The sequence below is a fragment of the Paenibacillus auburnensis genome, assembly GCF_927798115.1.
GTDB lineage: Bacteria > Bacillota > Bacilli > Paenibacillales > Paenibacillaceae > Paenibacillus_AQ > Paenibacillus_AQ auburnensis.
On the sequence record NZ_CAKMMG010000001.1, the window covers coordinates 667,638 to 684,040 of the forward strand.

15 protein-coding genes are annotated in these 16,403 nt (G+C 48.9%); 12 read left to right on the forward strand and 3 right to left on the reverse strand.

The features are described 5' to 3' along the window. Positions 1-130 precede the first annotated feature (130 nt). The 5 genes from L6H70_RS03095 to L6H70_RS03115 all read left to right on the forward strand — a co-directional run bounded on the left by L6H70_RS03095 (position 131) and on the right by L6H70_RS03115 (position 6,998). Positions 131-964: a helix-turn-helix transcriptional regulator gene (locus tag L6H70_RS03095; protein ID WP_236329655.1), complete on the forward strand. Its 834-nt coding sequence runs from the start codon at positions 131-133 to the stop codon at positions 962-964. A 183-nt stretch (positions 965-1,147) separates the two neighbouring features. After that, a complete protein-coding gene (locus L6H70_RS03100) occupies positions 1,148-3,724 on the forward strand; it encodes a hypothetical protein (protein WP_236329657.1) in 2,577 nt (858 codons plus the stop codon). 37 nt (positions 3,725-3,761) lie between these two features. Beyond that, positions 3,762-4,475, forward strand: coding sequence for an ABC transporter ATP-binding protein (locus L6H70_RS03105; RefSeq protein WP_236329659.1), 714 nt, complete (start codon positions 3,762-3,764; stop codon positions 4,473-4,475). Then, positions 4,472-5,848 (forward strand): ABC transporter permease, encoded by a 1,377-nt coding sequence (locus L6H70_RS03110; protein ID WP_236329661.1) that lies wholly within the window; start codon positions 4,472-4,474, stop codon positions 5,846-5,848. Before L6H70_RS03105 ends, L6H70_RS03110 begins: the two co-directional genes overlap by 4 nt. 49 nt (positions 5,849-5,897) lie before the next feature. Beyond that, positions 5,898-6,998, forward strand: a complete 1,101-nt coding sequence (locus tag L6H70_RS03115) for an efflux RND transporter periplasmic adaptor subunit (protein WP_236329663.1) — start codon at positions 5,898-5,900, stop codon at positions 6,996-6,998. A gap of 40 nt (positions 6,999-7,038) precedes the next feature. Here the strand turns inward: L6H70_RS03115 and nagZ are convergent, their stop codons facing one another. After that, complete coding sequence (gene nagZ / locus L6H70_RS03120) at positions 7,039-8,346, reverse strand: beta-N-acetylhexosaminidase (protein WP_236329665.1); 1,308 nt, start codon at positions 8,344-8,346, stop codon at positions 7,039-7,041. A 174-nt stretch (positions 8,347-8,520) separates the two neighbouring features. On the opposite strand from nagZ, the gene L6H70_RS03125 reads away from it, so the two are divergent. Continuing rightward, positions 8,521-9,024, forward strand: coding sequence for a ferritin (locus L6H70_RS03125; protein WP_054940465.1), 504 nt, complete (start codon positions 8,521-8,523; stop codon positions 9,022-9,024). 103 nt (positions 9,025-9,127) lie between these two features. Here L6H70_RS03125 and L6H70_RS03130 read toward each other — a convergent pair whose 3' ends face one another. After that, positions 9,128-10,480, reverse strand: coding sequence for an outer membrane protein assembly factor BamB (locus tag L6H70_RS03130; protein ID WP_236329667.1), 1,353 nt, complete (start codon positions 10,478-10,480; stop codon positions 9,128-9,130). A gap of 299 nt (positions 10,481-10,779) precedes the next feature. Here L6H70_RS03130 and L6H70_RS03135 point away from each other — a divergent pair, with 299 nt between their 5' ends. The 4 genes from L6H70_RS03135 to L6H70_RS03150 all read left to right on the forward strand — a co-directional run bounded on the left by L6H70_RS03135 (position 10,780) and on the right by L6H70_RS03150 (position 14,139). Beyond that, complete coding sequence (locus L6H70_RS03135) at positions 10,780-11,643, forward strand: cation diffusion facilitator family transporter (RefSeq protein ID WP_236329669.1); 864 nt, start codon at positions 10,780-10,782, stop codon at positions 11,641-11,643. Positions 11,644-11,834: 191 nt separating this feature from the next. Next, the gene (locus L6H70_RS03140) at positions 11,835-12,734 is read left to right on the forward strand and encodes an NrtR DNA-binding winged helix domain-containing protein (RefSeq protein ID WP_236329672.1); all 900 of its coding nucleotides are present in this window, start codon (positions 11,835-11,837) and stop codon (positions 12,732-12,734) included. A gap of 29 nt (positions 12,735-12,763) precedes the next feature. Then, positions 12,764-13,243 carry an NADAR family protein gene (locus L6H70_RS03145; RefSeq protein ID WP_236329674.1) on the forward strand — a complete coding sequence of 160 codons (480 nt, stop codon included), beginning with the start codon at positions 12,764-12,766 and terminating at the stop codon, positions 13,241-13,243. Positions 13,244-13,275: 32 nt separating this feature from the next. Beyond that, positions 13,276-14,139 (forward strand): TIGR02452 family protein, encoded by an 864-nt coding sequence (locus tag L6H70_RS03150; protein WP_236329676.1) that lies wholly within the window; start codon positions 13,276-13,278, stop codon positions 14,137-14,139. Positions 14,140-14,171: 32 nt separating this feature from the next. Here the strand turns inward: L6H70_RS03150 and L6H70_RS03155 are convergent, their stop codons facing one another. Continuing rightward, a complete protein-coding gene (locus tag L6H70_RS03155) occupies positions 14,172-14,318 on the reverse strand; it encodes a DUF5808 domain-containing protein (protein ID WP_236329678.1) in 147 nt (48 codons plus the stop codon). Positions 14,319-14,574: 256 nt separating this feature from the next. On the opposite strand from L6H70_RS03155, the gene L6H70_RS03160 reads away from it, so the two are divergent. Together L6H70_RS03160 and L6H70_RS03165 are read left to right on the forward strand one after the other, a co-directional pair. Further along, positions 14,575-14,985, forward strand: a complete 411-nt coding sequence (locus L6H70_RS03160) for a bacteriohemerythrin (RefSeq protein WP_236329680.1) — start codon at positions 14,575-14,577, stop codon at positions 14,983-14,985. A gap of 173 nt (positions 14,986-15,158) precedes the next feature. After that, positions 15,159-16,349, forward strand: a complete 1,191-nt coding sequence (locus L6H70_RS03165; RefSeq protein WP_236329682.1) for a metallophosphoesterase — start codon at positions 15,159-15,161, stop codon at positions 16,347-16,349. Positions 16,350-16,403: the final 54 nt, after the last annotated feature.

Genomic DNA, 16,403 nt, shown 5'->3' on the forward strand with positions numbered 1-16,403 from the left:
TAAAAATATGCTTTGTGAACGCTACAAATCTATTGTAATATCAGCTCATAGGAATCTCATATAACATAATATTGCTTTTATATTATTATCTTGCGTGCTAGTTATTTAGAATCATTAAGGAGGGAATTATATGAAACAGCAATGGGTATTACCAGCCCCCGCCTATGCCCATTATGTCTGTTATCCGGAATTTCTGGGACATTACAGCGATTTCCCGCAGCATGCGGAGCGAAGAAGTGAAGGGATGCTGAACAGCTATAATCTGCATTTGGTTTTTGACGGTTCCGGCTATGTTTTTCAGGAGGGCGAACGGATCCCAATGAGCAAAGGAAGCGGTTTTCTTTATCCTAAAGGAGCCTATCAGCAGTACGGTTCTGATCCGTCGCAGCCTTGGGAGGTGTGCTGGGTTCACTTCAATACGGCCCTATCCCTGCCCCTTTTGGAGGAAGCAGACCAGTCACGCGGTTATTTCTTTACATTTGATCTAAACGCTGGCCTTGCGTCCAGATTCGAGGAGATGTACCGGCTTAGCGCTGCCTACGAGACACGCAGTGAACCGCGGCTCTCCGCAGTACTCTATGAAATTCTGGTTACGCTGCTGCAAAATTCTGAACCGCTGCATGGCTCCGTGCCACTTGAGATCAGGCATTCCATCCGCCGCACGGCAGATCTCATTCATCAGGAATGTGAGCGGCCCTGGACGCTTGAGAGCATGTCGAGGCTTGCAGGGTACAGCAGCTACCACTTTTTACGGCTGTTCCGTTCCATTATGGGGAAGACACCGAACCGTTATTTAAGCGATTGCCGTTTGGCAAGGGCCAAGCTGCTGCTTGTCTCAACAGAACTGCCTGTCGAGCAGATCGCCCTTCAGACCGGCTTTCATCAGTCCAGTTACTTCATCAAAGTGTTCAAACTGGCGGAAGGATTGCCTCCGAGCCAGTACCGGCGGTCATTCAGTTCATAGATTAAGAGTCACTGTGGAACAAATATTAACAAATCACTTTCTAAAAACAGCGCTAATGGTGCTGTTTTTTTGCGTAATTGGGATAAAAAGTTACAAGCAGACGGGAAGAGTTACAAATTGGATACAATTCCCTGTGTGCTAGCAACTATAATAACTCTAGCAAATATTTCTGGGAGGAAATCCATGAGACCGATCAATAAAAAAACTATTGCACTGCTCCTAAGCAGCTTTGCTATAGCCCAGTTGGCAGGAAGTACGGCAGCTCCAGCCGTTCTGGCCGCAGGGACAACCGGGCCGGCAGCTTCAGTTACTGCAGCAGCCAAGGTGAATCCAATTACACTTGGGGCAGGTGTTACAGCAGCGCTAGAGGATGTTAACATTTGGACGCAGTCCGGCGGTAACATTCTGGCTTACACACTGAAGATTACAAATAACAGCGGTTCTAGTGCAAATCTGCAGCGCTACTTCTCCCGTGTGGTTACACCGGGCGGTTCTGTGATACCCGGTAATCCTGTAACCGCAGACGCGACGAAGAAGAAGGTGCCTGCAAAGGATAGTATGAGTATTACATATTATGTGAATATCGGACAAACCACGTCGCTGAAAGGCTTTAAAATCGCCATGTACGTGTGGGACACGAAGACTAAAGGCTACTTAAAGCATGCTGGATCTATTGCTGTGCCGGCTAATTATTCCACGGCTGTTGAGCTGGGGAAGAGTCTTAATACGAAGATGAATGACATCCCGGTTACAGCAAGTGCAGATTCACTTCAGCTGTATAAGTACGCCGGTAAGGTCTATGCCAAGGTGGGGATAAATCTTACCAATAAAGGCAACAAAGTGCTGAGTGATCCGGGTTATTCGGCCTACCTGGTTACGGCGAGCGGGACTTCGTTTGAGCTTGCACTAAGCAGTTCCCAGACAGGCTACAAGATTCAGCCGCAGGAGAAGAAGAGCATTTATTATCTGACGGAAATTCCTGCATATCTCAAAACGGCCAACATGAAGCTGCAATTCACGCAAAAGGATGAGACGCTGAAGCTTGAGCTCCCGAAAACTTCTTATAAACTTCCGGCAGCAACCACCCCGGATCTGGTTGTAGCCAGCGGGGCCGTTAAAAAGCTTGTCATAAGCAATAACACCGTTGATACAAGGCTTACCAGCGCTTCAGTGTATGCGGAGGATGCCAAAGCGGTATGGTCGTTCCAGCTGCAATTAAAAAACACCGGGAACAAGGCGGTAACGCTTCCTGTTTATGAGTTGGCGGTCAAATCGGCCAAAGGGACCGCTTTCCCAGTGAATTCCAAGGGGTTAAGCGGACTTAACCTAAAGCCGCTGGAAACGAAGGTTGTCCCGCTGACGGTTGAAATCCCGCTTGAGGTGGAGCAGTCTAATCTGCAGTTGCAGATGATCGAAGCTGTCACCGCTGCAGCCGGAACCGGGTCAGGGCCGTCAGAACCGTCAGGAACAGCAGAAACGCCCGAGCCTTCTGCCAAGCTGATTTTTCCCGTAGCTTATTTTACAATTCCGTACACCTTGCGAGCCGATGTGCACAGCGGCCAGGAATATGGGGCTACTAATCAATACGGCTCTTTCTCTTACAGTCTGCAATCTCTACAGCGTTATCCCTGGAAGGATGATGATATTGTCATCGCCAAGCTGAGAATTACCAATACCCAGTCTGTCAACCTCACAATTCCTGAATTGAAGGGGGCTCTGAAGCTGGATACCGATAATCTGGCCTCAACTACCGATCTTCTGATGGACAAAGAGTCGTCAGTGCTTGCTCCCGGTAAGTCTGCTGAACTTTCGCTGCTGACCAAAATCCCTTACACGGACGAGTTCGAGAATGTCAGAATTAATTTATCCGTCAAATCGGATACGGAGAATATTCCGTTTCTCGATCTGAGCACGAACAGCTTCATAAGTGCTATAGACAATCTGAAGCGTGGTGATACCTATACAATTACTGGAAAAGGTAAAAACGCCACTGTTCAGGAGAGCAGAACTACAGTCTATCCAGGCAGCAATGCCAATATCGTATACACAGAGCTGCTGATGAGCAGCGGTGAGAAGCGTCAGAGTAAAATGGCCCGGCTGCAAGCCTATTACAAAACAGCGGATGGACAGTTCTATGAAGCCAAAGTGAATCAGACAGATAATGCGGCGACACCCGGAGGCAAACAGCTGATTACGTTCTGGGCCAAGCTGCCCAAAACAGCTGCTACTGCAGATGTCTCCATGTATTTAGGAACAGGGGTGACGGGCAGCAAGCTTAGTGAAAGCGGTGAAGAACCGACAGGGTTTATTAATGTGTCTTCACTCCTCCTTACCCCGCAGGCTGTTACTCCGGCAGCTAATCTGCAAAAAATAGCCCTATATCCTTACACCTTAACAGTGTTAGCCTCGGAAGGCAGACATTTGGAGGCCAGCGATACCGTCACCATGAATATGAGCTACAATTTGTCACGGGATAACAGTCTTGATTCCGGAGACTCCGAACACAAGCTTATCCTTAGAATGACCGACCCTTACGGTCAATCCCAGGATAAAGTGGTAGCATTCGGTACGGACCTGACCGAGGGGAATAACAATATGTTCTCTATGTCCTTCAGCAAAAGCCTGTATAAGCAAATGACTGGCGGGACTTACAGACTAACGTTATACGATGAATTCCAAGGCGAGCGGCAGGAGCTGGGAAGCCAGGTATACACCATACTCTTCGACATGCTGCCGAAACCGGAAAAAGAGGAGAAATAAGCTTTCTACATCCTAAGTGCACAAAGGAGCAGCTTCCATGTTGCGAGTTGAAAATATTAAACATGCGTTCAAAACCGGCAATGAATGGACCACAGTATTGCACGATATTAGCTTCGAGGTGAAAGAAGGAGAGATGGTGGCGCTGCTCGGCAGCTCCGGCTCCGGCAAATCTACTCTGCTAAACCTGATGGCGGGCCTAATGAAGCCGACCGAAGGGCACATCTATATTGCTGACCACGATATTGTGCAGATGGGTGAGAACAAGCTGGCGGAATTCCGCCGGAAGCATATCGGCTTTATCTTTCAAGCCTATGAGCTGATCACCAGTCTTACGGTGCGTGAAAATGTCGAGCTTCCGCTCGTATTCCAATCCGTCTCACCGTCTGTCCGCAAGGAAAAAGCGCTGGCTCTCTTGGAGCAGGTCGGGATTCCCGATAAGGCGGATTTATTCCCTTCACAGTTGTCAGGCGGCCAGCAGCAGCGGGTCAGTATCGCCCGTTCGCTGATTACGGAGCCGTCCGTGATCTTCGCAGATGAACCGACAGGGAATCTGGATTCCAAGACAGAGGAAGAGATCATCGCGATTCTGCTGAGGCTGAACCAGACGATGAAGACTACCTTCATAGTGGTAACACACGAGCATGAGGTGGCTGAGCAAATGCAGCGCACGTTCTCGCTGCGCGACGGGTACTTAATTCATGATCTGAACTCTGAGCCGGATACAGTGCCCGCCCCGGGAGGTGCAGGATGAAGATTCGAGATATATCCAGGATGGCCTGGGATCAGGTCAAACGGCGTAAAGTGGTTACCGGCCTGTGTATGACAGGAATTTCGATTGGCTGTGCGGCGATTATTGTGGCGCTTAGCATCGGCCAATCCGCCCAGGTCTATGTGACCGATGAAGTGAACCGCAATTTCAAAATGGATGAAATCATTGTATCTCCAGGCGGAGGGATTCCTTCTCAGGGGAACGGAAGCGGGGCACCTGCAGAGAGTAATGATAACCTGAATCCCGGTAAGCTGACCGCCCAAAAGCTGAAGATTATCCAGGGGCTCAATCATGTAGTTGCCGCTGCGCCATTTGAAGATGCAGGCTATATGCAAATGCTGACCATTGACAATAAAATTGCCGATGTCCAGATCAAAGCCACGGATTTACGGATGCTGACCAAATTTGGCCATAAATTTAAACAAGGCGGGGTCACGGATCTGCCGGGAATGGTCGTGCTGAACTATGGGGCGACGCTTGGCCTGATTGATAATGAGACCCGTCAAAAGCTGTACGAGCGGCTTGGCGCAGAACCTTTTAACCAGGAATTAATGGATCAATATAACAGCATGTCAATCTTGCCCACAGAGATGTACCGGCAGCAGATACAGATGCAAGCTACCGATTATTCCAATTCTGCTGGTAATATCAAGCTCAGTTCACCGCTCCAGGTAGGCGGCATTCTGGCTAGCCCGGAAGGGACTGACGACCTGAGGGCTTCCTATGAGAAAATCGTCTATGTCTCCCTTGAAACGGCTGCACAGCTTGCGAAGGAATTGTCTTTTACGGATACCAGTATGACTGCAGAGCCGGAAGAGGACACCTATAAATCAGTGACGGTCAAAGTTGACAGTGTTGACCAAATTAAGCAGGTGGAAGCCATGATTCAAAAGCTGAGTCTGTCGGCCAGTGACAATCTGTACCAGCAGGAACAGCTTAAACAAACCTTTGATATGATGAAAATGGCAGCACTGGGCATCGGGGTATTCATTCTGGTTATCGCCTCGATCTCTATTATCGTAGCGATGACGATGTCCACACATCAACGCAGACGGCAGATCGGGATTATGAAAGTGCTTGGCGCGAATATGGGGCAGATCCGCAATATGTTCATTACAGAAGCTGCCTTGCTGGGGCTGCTTGGAGGAGTTTTAGGAGTTGTCTTCTCGTATCTGATTATTATGGGACTTAACAAACTGGTCGGCACAGCCGGTGACGGGTTAAACTTCTTTATCCCGCTGATGACGATTCCGGTTGGACTGGCGTTTGCCATCATGACCGGTGTGCTGTCCGGAATCTATCCGGCGATCAGTGCCTCCAGAACTGATGCGCTTACAGCCATCAAACGGGATTAGCGTGCCGCGCAACGTATATTAGCAATTCAAGCTGAAAGGAAGCCCGACAATGAAAAGGATTATTAAGCGCAGCCTTAAGTGGATTATTATCGCGGTTATTGTGATAGGTGCAGGTTATATGCTGTACGAAAAGGTATTTAAGAGTGGTGAAGCGGAAGTGGTTATGGAGCCTCCGCAGGTGATCAGCTTCCCGGTGACCCAGGAGACTGTAACCAGCTCTGTCCAGGTCAAGGGACGATCGCAATACCAGGAGGAAACGCTTGTCTATGCACCGTTCGCCTCCAAAGTAACCGGCTGGAAGGTTGAGAACGGCGGGCAGGTGAAGAAGGGGGATGTGCTGTTCACGCTGGACCAGTCATCGCTGAAGAATGAGATCGCGGCGGCAGAAGCGGCCATCCGCAAAGCGGAGCTGGAGTCGGAGCTTAACGCTTTTGTCAGCCAGCAGGAGGACGAAAGTGCTACGCCTATCGGTACTGAGGCAGAACGTCTGAAAGCCCTTGCTGCAGAAGAGGCAACGCGGCTGAATAATGAGCTGAACCAGGTCAATACGCAAATTCAGGAACAGGAGCTGGCTGATAAGAAGGCTAGACTGAGAACAGCCGTATATCATGCCCCGGCTACCGGTATCTTCCTATATGACAGCAGCAGCAGTGAACGGCCTCAGACGGTTACGGACAATCAGTACATCGGCAAAATCGTTGATCTGAACAAGCTGGAGTTCATTGCCTCTGTCGGGGAGCAGGATATTTTCCGGATTAAGCAGGGGATGAAGGTGAAGGTCAAAATGACTGCGATGAAGGAGCTGACGCTGAACGGGGAAGTGACCAAGGTCTCGAAGTTCGCTACCACAACCACTGGGCAAAACACAGCCGGGCAGATACCGCAATTCGAGGTCGTCATCTCCCTTCAGCCGGACGAGCATCTAATAGGGGGCTTAAGCCTTAGCGGGGATATAGAGACTATGCGCAAAGAAAATGCGGTCGTAGTCTCCAGCATGGCAGTTATGCATGAAGGGGAACAGACCTTTGTCATGCTGGATAAAGGAAACGGACAATATGAGCGTCAGGAGATAAAGATCGGACTGGAGACTACGGAGAAAACTGAAGTGCTTTCCGGACTGAAGCCAGGCGATACGGTAGTTCTTCAATAAAAAACAGGAGTTCCGGCAAACTTAACCGGAACTCCTGTTTTTACTTCTTGATCGTTTGGAGCCAAGCCTTTATGTCGTTGTTGAGTGCCGGCAAATCAGGCACAGACAGGGGCTCGTCACTAAGATGATACTTTTCCTTCAATGCAAGGATCCGGTAGACACTATCGTTGATCCGTGACTCGGATATAGTACCTTTCTTGACAGCTTCTAATAGTGCTTTCCGTACCATCTGCTCGTTGGCGTATTCATGGGCTATGAGCAGTATGTCACTGCCTGCAAGTACCGTATCGACCGCTGCTGCCGGCAGGGTGTAATGTTCAGTAATTGCTCCCATAGTCAGATCATCGGTGATAACAACCCCGTCAAAGCCCATCTGACCGCGGAGCAATCCGCCGATAATCGTTTTGGAAAGGGAAGCAGGCTTCTTGGGGTCAAGCTTGGGATACAGGATATGGGCAACCATCACCGCATCCGCATTCTCCTGAATGGCTGCCTGGAACGGCAGCCATTCGAGCTTAGCCAGTTGGGCTGCAGTTTTGTTCACGACCGGCAGCTCCAGATGGGAATCAACGGAGGTATCGCCGTGGCCGGGGAAATGCTTGATGACCGGAATGGCACCTTCTTCGGACAACCCTTTCATCTCGGCAATGCCCAGACGGGTAACGATATCAGCATTACTGCCGAAAGAGCGCTCACCGATGACCGGGTTAGCGGGATTACTGTTAATATCGAGTACAGGGGCAAAGTCCATGTTGAAGCCCGCCGACAGTACTTCTCTGGCCAGCAGTCTGCCCATCGTTCCGGCTGCATCGTCATTTCCTGTTATTCCAACCTTGGCGTTAGAGGGGATAGCAGTATAGTCAGCAGGCATCCGGCTGACCTTGCCGCCTTCCTGGTCTACACTCATGAACAGGGGGAAGGTATTCCCGCTGTTGCTCTTCTTGAGATCATTGATGAGAGTAAGCATGCTCTTCAAGTTTTGGATGTTGTCTTTGTAAAGGATGATTCCACCAACCTCATCCTCAGAGATCATTCTCTTGGCGCTCTCCTCCAGCTTCGTACCGTCAATCCCGACCAGCAGCATCTGGCCGATTTTCGCTTCAAGCGTCATTCCGGCGACCTGCCTTGCGAGCGGATCATCATTAATGCCGGTATCCGGAGATGCTGTGGGAGCAGCCGACGGTGAAACCGGGGTACCTGGCGTTGGCTCTATGCCTGCTGTCTTGTCCGGCGCTGTGCTTGCTCCCGGCATTACAGTTACCTCAGGGGAAGGCTGAACAACAGCTGTATTATTATCTTCGCTGCAGCCTGCAATCAGGAGTACCGTGGCAAGGGCGGCGATTACCATTGAATATCGATAGAATATGCTGAGTTTGAAGCAGGGGAAGCAATGTCGGTTCATCAAAATTCGATCGTCCTTTCGTTTGCGGATTCACTGGCACTGATGATAAGATGATAAGGATCAGAAGGTATTACATATGGTTGAACTAATTACAACTTATAAGGATGAGGTGACGTGCTAATGAAGGAAGAATTAATGAAAACACTTAATGAACAGATGAATTTTGAGTTTTATTCCGCCCATGTATACCTGGCAATGGCCGCTTATTGTTCCGGTGAAAGCTTAGACGGGTTTGCTAACTTTTTCCTAGTGCAGGCCGAAGAAGAACGTTTTCACGCGATGAAGATTTACAAGTTCCTTAATGACCGCGATTACCGCGTCACGCTTGCTGCATTGCCGGAGCCGAATAATAACTACACTTCCATGCTGGATGCGTTTGAGCACGCTTTTGCCCATGAGCAGCAGAACACCAAGAAGTTCTATCATCTGGCCGATCTGGCACTGGATGAACGTGAGCATGCAACAATCTATTTCCTCAAATGGTTCATTGATGAGCAGGTAGAGGAAGAGGCGCTGTTCAGCAATATTATTGCCAAGCTGAAACGCATTGAGACGGACAGCAACGCGTTCTATATGCTGGATGCGGAGTTTGCCGCCCGTTCCTTCACACCACCTGCTGAATAACCGCCTGCTGGTTAAGCATAGAGTCAATCCATTGGAATAGACAGACACGGAGTTTATCCTGCGAGGATACGCTTCGTGTCTTTTATTTTGTACCGGAGTGCTGTTATTGAATGGAGGCCGGCAGTTTGATCCCCAACAGTTTCCCGCTATTACGCACAATTAGTATATTTCCGGTCTTCAGGGTGGACGCAAAATCACGCGAACCGGCATTTACTGTGAACAAAGGCTTGTAGCTGATCAGGTCATAGGCATGGAACAGGCCGTCAGATTGCCCTGTATAGATGGTTGTGCCGAAGATATCGAACTGAACCGTGGGATTTTCGCCTGGTGAGAGACGCATTACCTGTCCATTGGCTAATTTGAGTGCAGCAAACGTCTGATCGCTATAGTTGAAGTATAACATCCGCTGTTGCATCACTTTATTCAGCGGGTATTCACTCTCGAGAATAGACTGCTGCCACACCTGCTCAGGTTTTCCGTCCGCTGTATAGTTCCAAAAGTCATAACGTGCGAATGTCTCCCCTCGGAATACATAGAGATTGTTACCATCCAGGAAAGCGGAGCCATAGGCACCTCCTGACCGGAATCCGATATCCGGATCTGCCTTTTCGGTCCAGCGGTACAGCCGCTCACCCTTGATTTGCCCGGTTTTTAAGCTAATCACTGAAACATGGATTTTGCGGTTAACGGGATCTTCATCCAGCATCGTCAAATTCTTCTCGGAGTACAGAAGCCCGTCCTTGATAGCCAAAGGCATGTAATGGCGGTATTGTTCCCACAGCTTTTTACCGGTTTGGGCATCATAAGCCACAAGCGAGGAGAGGGATATGACACTTTCTCCAATATATGTGCGCAATACAACGCCATCTGATTGAGCAAGCGAATCGGTTCCATAGTAACTGGAATTCTCATTAATCTTCCATTTCAGCTTGCCGCTCGCTGCATCGACCGCTGCAAGATAGATTCCCTGTGTAACGTACACGGTTTCGCCAATCCGCTGAATGCTGGAAGCATTAGGCAGTCCAAGATCCGTTGACCACAGCTTTTTACCGTTTGGATTGACGGCATAGAGTGCGCCTTTTTGTGTTAACCCGTAAATATTCCCGCTGCTGTACGTGAAAAGCGGGGCCAGCGCATTGCCGTATTCCCATATTTTTTTGCCTGTGGATGCATTGAGTGCGATTAGCCTGTAGTTTTTCTGGAGCGCAAATACGGTTCCATTCTCAGCCAGTGCGGTAACGGCTTGCTTCGCTTGCGGATCTTTTATTGTAGCCGTTGAAAAGCTCCAGAGCGGTTTAATGACCGGCGCTGAAACTTTTGTATAGTAGGGATTTCCTGTGCTTACCTCGGCCGGTTCAGCAAAAGCATTGGGTACAAGCCAGCTTCCGGCAAGCGGCAGCAAAATAGCGGCTGCGGCAGCAGCGGAGACTATTTTGCGGATTCGTGAATGTAACATCGGACATCTCTCCTAGTTGAAAATGAATAATTAAGCGCTGAGGTAGATCATCACTTTTTATAGACTCCCATTATCGAAAAAAGTTACATAATTTTACTGAAATGCACCAGCTTGCCGCCCTCCCTATTAACAAATGTTGTTCAGAGGCAAACAATGTTACATCCGGCAAAACACTTCCGGCCCTCCAACTCTATTTGGCAGGGTTAACTATTACGCCATCCGGCAACACTGTTTCTCTAGACCCACCCGTTTGTCAGCGTGTAGTATAGAACAATACTATTCTTTGGAGGTTCTTTTTTTTGGAAAACTACAGCGACATCAAACAAAGTGAAAAAGGGGCCTGGCTCAGTCTGATTGCATATATCCTATTATCAGCAATCAAACTGTTCATCGGGAATGTATCTGGATCCCAGGCACTGTTAGCCGATGGTCTTAATAATAGTACTGATATTATTGCTTCTATAGCTATTCTAATCGGACTTAAGATATCCAGAAGACCCCCTGATTCCAATCACAGCTACGGGCATTTCAGAGCAGAGACGGTTGCTGCACTGATTGCTTCTTTTATCATGATTGCTGTAGGTGTTCAAGTTCTGTACCAAGGAGTGAACAAGTTTATTCAGCCGGCGCTGGAAACGCCTGATCTGCTTGCCGCCTGGACAGCCGCGGGCTGTGCAGTGGTGATGATCGCCGTATATCTTTATAACATCAGGCTGGCCCGTGCGCTTAACAGTAATGCTATGCAGGCAGTAGCCCAGGATAACCGCTCGGATGCCATGGTCAGCATGGGTGCGTTCATAGGGATTATCGGTTCACAGTTCGGGCTGCCTTGGCTGGATCCGGTAACGGCAGTGATTGTCGGGCTGCTGATCTGTAAGACAGCCATTCAAATCTTCAGTAAAGCTACACATGATCTGACAGACGGCTTCGATGCCGGTGAGCTGGAGCTGATGAAGCAGACGGTAGCTGAAATTGAGGGCGTAGAATCGATCAAGGACATTAAGGCGAGAGTTCATGGCAACAATGTGCTGGTGGATACGACAGTGCTGGTGGATTCCAGACTTAATGTTGTGCAGAGCCATGATATCACGGAAGAAATTGAGGATCAGCTGAAGGGCCGCCATCAGGTAGCTGATGTGCTGGTACATATAGAGCCGGTGTAAAGCCGGTTCTGATACAGAAGCAAGCCTGAGCAATCAGGCTTTTTTTGTGTTTGCTTTTGAGCGGAAATCCACAATCATCCATTTCTTGCTTGACAGTTATATTAACCTTCGGTATATAATAACAATATGATATTAACAAAAGGATAATAATAAAATATAAACATAAAAATGACCTTAAAAGGAGCGGCAAGATGAATAAACGACCCTTAACCGATGCTCAGGGATTAACCGAAGAGCAATTTCTGCAGACCTATGATGCCGGTGAGTATGAGCGTCCGTCCGTGACCGTGGACATGCTGATTTTTACTGTAATGGAACGGGAACAGGATAACTACCGCAAGCTGTCTGATAAATCGCTGCAGCTTTTGCTGATTCAGCGGGGACAGCATCCCTACCTCGGACAATGGGCACTGCCCGGAGGGTTCGTGTCGGTCCATGAGAGCATTGAAGAGGCTGCACGCAGGGAACTGTTCACGGAGACGAATATCGACAACATTTACATGGAGCAGCTGTATACCTGGGGAGAAGTGGAGCGTGATCCGCGGATGCGTGTCATCAGCTGTTCCTATATGGCTTTGGTTGACCGGACTACGCTCCATGTTCAGGCTGGAGATGATGCAGCTGATGCAGCCTGGTTCGAGGTATCGCATCAGCTAATCGAGAGCAGCCGCAAAGAGCTGGAGCAGGGCTATGAACTGGTGAAGCTGATCCGCATTACTCTGCAGAACGAGCAGACAACACTTTCAGGCGTAGTCGAACATGTGGAGACGGTTCAGGGGCATGTCCGCAAAACACACAGCCGGATTGTCGAAAGCGAAGGCCTGGCCTTCGATCACCTGCTGATGATGCAGTACGCAATCGAACGCTTGCGCGGGAAGGTGGAGTATACGGATATTATTTTTAATCTGATGCCGCCGCTATTTACCTTATCTGAGCTCCAGCGAGTCTATGAGATCATTCTCGGCAAAGAGCTGCTGGCAGCGGCGTTCCGCCGAAAGATTGCCGATCGAGTAACCGAGACTGAGGAGTACACGAAGGATGCCGGACATCGGCCATCCAAGCTGTACCGGTACAATATGAACCGGGAATAATCGTTAAGGGAGTAAAGGGGAGTAGGGAAATGGAGAAATTCACGTATTTTTACCGGAGCCATTCACCGTTTTCACAGTGGTATATGTGCGCTTTTACGGTCGATGAGATCCGCTTTAACTGTGCTGAGCAGTATATGATGTACGGTAAGGCACAATTGTTTGGGGACGGAGAGATAAGCCGGAAGATTCTGCTGGCCCGGACACCGAGAGAGCAGAAGGAGCTCGGCAAGCGGGTACGCGGTTTCGTGCAAACCGAATGGGAACGCCACTGCAAAACCATCGTCTATGAAGGAAATAAAGAAAAGTTCATTCAGAACCAGGAGCTGCTACAGCTGCTCTTAGATACCAGAGGCACAACGCTTGTGGAAGCAAGTCCAACAGACCGGATCTGGGGTGTCGGATTAACCGAGGATGATCCGGCCATCCGCAGCAGAAGCACTTGGCGCGGTACAAACTGGCTGGGTGAGGTTCTGACAAAACTGCGGGATGATCTTATTGACGGATCGTAACGGGCATTATTATTAGAATGGAGTGAAAACCTATGAACGCTAAAAGCAGTCCTAGAGATAAAAGAGCCGCAATTGCTCAGGAGACTTTGGATCTGATTGCAAAGGGCAGCTATATGAACATTGCGGGACAGCTAGTAGATATTGCAGAATCCGTCCAGTCGGCAATTGCCGGTTCGCAGCTGTACTCACCGGAGCAGCTGACCACGCTTAACGGGGACATTATTACGCGGATCCATCATCAACCGCAACATAAGGCGGCAATTGAGGTCAGCGGTGAAACCACACTGCAGGCAGCGCAGCGGCTGGTAGAACAAGAGGGAATTAAGCACACCGTGTGTCTTAATTTTGCTTCCGCCAAGAATCCCGGCGGCGGCTTCCTTGGCGGAAGCCAGGCCCAGGAGGAGAGCTTAGCCAGAGCATCTGCCCTTTATCCCTGCATCTCACAAATGAAAGAAATGTATGACTTTAACCGCAGCCGGAAAACCTGCCTGTATTCGCATTACATGATTCATTCTCCAGGCGTTCCAGTGTTCAGAAACAGGCAGGACGTCCTGCTCGCCAAACCTTTTGCGGTTTCGATGATTACTGCGCCTGCTGTGAACGCTGGGGTGGTTAAGGAGCGGGAACCCCATGAGGTACCGCGGATCGCCGAAGTGATGCTGGAACGGATCCGCTATATCCTGACGGTCGCAGCAGCGCATGGACATTCTGCAGTTGTGCTGGGAGCTTACGGCTGCGGTGTTTTCCGCAATGACCCGCTAGAGGTTGCCGGTTACTTCCGTCAGGTGCTGCTGGAAGAGGGCTACCAGACCCTTTTTGACACAATCGTGTTTGCTATTTTGGACCAGTCGCCGCACCAAGGGGTCATCAGTGCTTTCCGCCGGACTCTACTATAATACGCTAAGCAACTTAGCGACTTGATAGCAGGCTAATTAATGATCAGTTTTAAGACCGCCAGTATAAATAAAGCTCCCAGGACGATCCAGCCCAGCGGGTGCCGCGGGTTCAAGGTCCAGCCCAGACCTGATGATTTCGGGACTATGATTGAGATTTTTGAAGGATTTTTACGAAACATTTTCTATTCTCCTGTCATTAAATGATGGGTTAGAAGAATGATGCTATTCTGAGTATTCACCAATTTCCAATAAACTGCAATACCTCTCAGACGCAAGAGATAATCTTGCGTTTTTTGCGTTAAAGCTGATAAAATCAGTTGCAGTTATTTGTTGAATATTGTCGTGTGATGTTGTTAACAGAACTTTCATCCGCAAATGTGGAAAATAAAGTATGTGTATTTTTACATAAATTTTTGGAAAAGGGCAAGGTGAGTTATGATCGATTGGAAGGAATCTTATAACATTGGTGTAGAAAAGATCGATTGCCAGCACAGACAGCTGCTTGTGAAGCTGAATGAATTTTTTGATGCATGTACTAACCAGAAGGGCAAAGAGAAGATCGAAGAAACACTGAGGTTCCTTAAGAAATATACGATTGAGCATTTTGGCAGCGAAGAGCAGCTGATGGCAGATATCGACTTTCCTGAACTTGCCGAGCACCAGAAGACACATGCCGAATTTGTCCAGACTGTTCTGGAACTCGAAGAGAGTGTGAAGACCAAAGGTGTATCCGTATTGTCGACGATTAAACTGAACAGAACGCTGACAGACTGGCTGCTCAGTCACATCAGCAAATGCGATCAACTGATCGGGGATTGCATCGCCAGCAAAAATAAAGCGGTATAACTATATTATTTGAAGCGAAGATGCTGCAAGGTATCTTCTTTTTTTACCCCATTTTTAGGGTGGACATAGCTCTGTTGATGGTAAGCAGAGGCAGAATTTATACCTCGCAAATACTTTGTGCTATGATTTGAAGTAGAACGTATAGAAAAGCTTTTAGCTAAAGGAGTTGGATGATGAGAAATTTGCGCATGCTCATTTCAGGGACTGTTATGCTGCTGTTACTGGGACTTGTTAATTTTTACATTGGCTATCATCTCTGGGTTCTGCTGGAGAACCTTCTGCCGGGTATTTCAGCAGGTGTATACTGGACGGTATTCATGGTTATTGCGTTTGCTTATATGATCGGTATGGTGCCGTGGCCGAAGGCTGTAAAGCCAGCCTCCAGACTGTTTAAGGTGGTCGGCTCTTATTATTTGGCCTGTATGGAGTTTGCTGTTATTATGCTGCCGCTGACGGATCTGCTTTATTGGGTGCTGGGTCTGACGGGCTTCGAACGAACCGCATTCACGGCTGAGGCAGGGACCACAATTATACTGCTGCTCGCGGTTTTCCTGCTGTGGGGTTCACGGAATGCTTGGAGCACGATCGTGCGTACGCATCCTATCCGGATTGATAAATCCATCGGGACGAGCAGCCCGCTTACTATTGCTGTTGCGTCGGATCTGCATTTGGGCAATATCGTCGGCAACCGCCATCTGCGTAAAATGGTGGCCGAAATCAACCGGATGAAGCCGGATATTATTCTTTTGGCCGGAGATGTGCTGGATGACAGTATCGAGCCGTTTATCCGTAACGGAATGATTGAACATCTGAAGCAGCTTAAGGCCCGGCACGGTGTGTTTGCCGTTCTTGGTAACCATGAGTATTATGGAGGTTCTATCGGCCAATATACGGAGCTTATGGCTAGCAATGGCATTCGCGTGCTGCAGGATGAAGTGGTGGAAACTGCAGGCGTATATATTGTAGGCCGTAAAGACAAAACAGCGGAGTCCATGGAAGGCGGCAGATTAAGTGTACCTCTACTTCTGGAAGGTCTTGATCTTTCCCGTCCGATTATTATGATGGACCATCAGCCGACAGGATTCGATATCGCCGCAAAAGCCGGAGTTGATGTTCTGTTGTCAGGTCACACCCACCGCGGGCAGATTGCGCCGAATCACTGGATTACAAAACGGCTGTTTGAACTGGACTGGGGTTATCTGCTCAAGGATAAATTGCATGTGGTCGTCTCCTCCGGGTACGGAACCTGGGGACCTCCAATCCGCCTGGCCAGCCGCTCCGAGTTGATCAAGCTGGAGGTGCTGCTGGAAGGCAGCAAAAGCTACAGTGAAGAACCGCTGTCAGCCAAGACGGTATTGATCTGAACAGTAATATATCCTTACAAACCCTTTGAGCCCCCTGTACTCCATTGTGGAGGA